This is a genomic window from Streptomyces sp. NPDC029216 (assembly GCF_040648015.1).
Lineage (GTDB): Bacteria > Actinomycetota > Actinomycetes > Streptomycetales > Streptomycetaceae > Streptomyces.
Map to the genome: position 1 here is coordinate 1 of NZ_JBEZWL010000296.1, position 2,132 is coordinate 2,132.

Annotated in this window: 1 protein-coding gene; it reads right to left on the reverse strand. The window is 71.2% G+C overall.

Going from position 1 to position 2,132, the window contains the following annotated elements; all coding sequences use genetic code 11:
- Window positions 1-926 precede the first annotated feature (926 nt).
- Window positions 927-1,691 (reverse strand): GNAT family N-acetyltransferase, encoded by a 765-nt coding sequence (locus AB0F18_RS39085; RefSeq protein ID WP_362070272.1) that lies wholly within the window; start codon window positions 1,689-1,691, stop codon window positions 927-929.
- Between the last annotated feature and the right edge of the window lie 441 nt (window positions 1,692-2,132).

Genomic DNA, 2,132 nt, shown 5'->3' on the forward strand with positions numbered 1-2,132 from the left:
CGCCCGGCGGGCCGGGTCCGGCCCGGCGCCCCCGGCCGGCTGCGGCTGCCCTCGCCGCCGACGGTGCCGCGCGTGGTGGTGTCCATGCCGATTCCCCCGATCAGACCGAGCCCGGCGGTACCAGGCGGTAACTTGATGCGGGTTTTCTACGACCCCCGAACACGCTCCGCAACCACCCCGGCCCTCTGACGGCACCCTCGACCGGATTCACCTATCCGAGTGCGGACCCCCGGCCCCCGAGCCCTCAGAACCCCTCCCGAAGGCCCTGCGTGGACGCCCAAACCCCCTCCCGGCTAAGCCCGAAAGGGTACGCCCCGCTCACCCTCCCGGCCCCACGCAGCGCACCCCAGCAACGGGCCGGGCCCCTCACGCTCCGCACACAACGAACCCGGAACCCAGGGGGCGGGATCCGGGCCGGACGGTCTCAGGGAAGGGTTGGGGTTTTCCCGTCAGTCCCACTGTCCTTCCGGTTCGGGCCGGTCAGTCAAGGGCGCTCCCTTCGGTCGCGTCGCTTCGCGATCGCCTGCGGCGACCCTTGACAGCCCGTCCCGCCCCGGAAAGACAAAGACTGCCGGGAAAACCCCAAAGAAACGGGACGGTTGTTCATTGGACATCCGGCTCCCTCAGCGACCAGGCGGGCAGGCCGGTTCCGGCAGACCGGGCATCCGGCCCCTCCAGATCCCTGATTCGGGGCCTGGGGCGCGTCTACGCCCCAGATCGCTACGCGCTCCTCCCGTCTCAGCGTCCGGCGGCCGTCCTGGGCTGATACCCGCACGGCAGGACGAGGAGATAGTCCTCCTGGCCCGCCGGGCGCGTCAGATCGCTACGCGCTCCCCATATCTCAGCGTCCGACGGCCGTCTGGGGCCGATACCCGCAGCCGAGGACGATGGAATGGTCCTCCGGGCCCGCCAGGCGCATCAGATCGCTACACGACGCCCGGATCTCGGCGTGGGCCCAAACTCTCGCTCTCCTTCGCCTCGTGCTGGTACCAGACGGCGTCGGTGACCCTTCCGTCGGCGAGGGTGTGCTGGGACGGGCCCTCGCAGGGGACGAAGCCTGCTGCGCTCAGGGCTCGCCGGCAGCGGTCGTTGGACCGCTCGGTGCCGGCCCGTACGGTCTGCAGGCCTCGGTGGGCGTGGCCGAGGCGGGTCGTCGCCTCGACGAGTTCGGTGCCCAGACCCCGGCCTCGGTGGGTGGGGGCGAGCCGAAGGCCGATCTCACCGTCGGGGGTGAGCGAACTCAGACCGGCGGCCCGGCCCGTTTCCACGTCGACGGCCAGCAGCCACGCTATCGGGCCGGGTGGAAGCGGCCGGGTCAGCCCACGGCGCATGGCGGCGGGGAAGGAGCTCAGCCGCTCGACGCGGTTGTGGTCATCGATGCCGAGCAGGTGCTCGGCGGTCGCGGCATCGACCACCAACCGGTCGGACGCCCCGAGCCAATGCTGCGCGTCGGCGTCGGCTCCGGCGGCCAGGCCGATCTCCATGTCCAGGAAGTCCCGGGGCGTGTGCAGCACCAGCCGCGCGGTGCGCAGCACATGTCGGCCGCCCTCGCACCGCACCGGCACGGGCGCCACCTGCAGTCCCCCGCGCCACAGCTTCGGTATCTCCCTCAGCCGGGCCAAAACCTCAGGCATCCGCTGGACCTCGCGCCGCCGCAACGGCTTGAACTCCCGCACGTCCGGGCTGGTCATCGAACCGATCACTCCTTCACTTCGCCAGACACCCTAGGGCCAGCCCCTCCTGGTCGTCCTGTGGTGCAGGTACAAGCCCAAGACGGCCGCCGGCCGCCGAGATCTGGGCAGCGCGTAGCGATCTGGAGCGCCGGGTGGGTCCGGAGGACGATTCCATCGTCCTTGGGTGCGGGTATCGGCCCCAGACGGGCGGCGGACGCTGAGACGGGAGGAGCGCGTAGCGATCTGGGGCGGGCGCTGGGCCCGCATCAGGATCTGGAGGGGCCGGATGCCCGGTTTGCCGGACCCGGCCTGCTCGCCTCATCGCTGAGGGAGCCGCATGGCCAAGGAAGAACCGTCCCGTTCTTTTGGGGGTTTCCCGGCAGTCCTTGTCTTTCCGGGGCGGGTCGGGCTGTCAAGGGTGGCCGAAGGCCATCGCGAAGCGACGCGACCGAAGGGAGC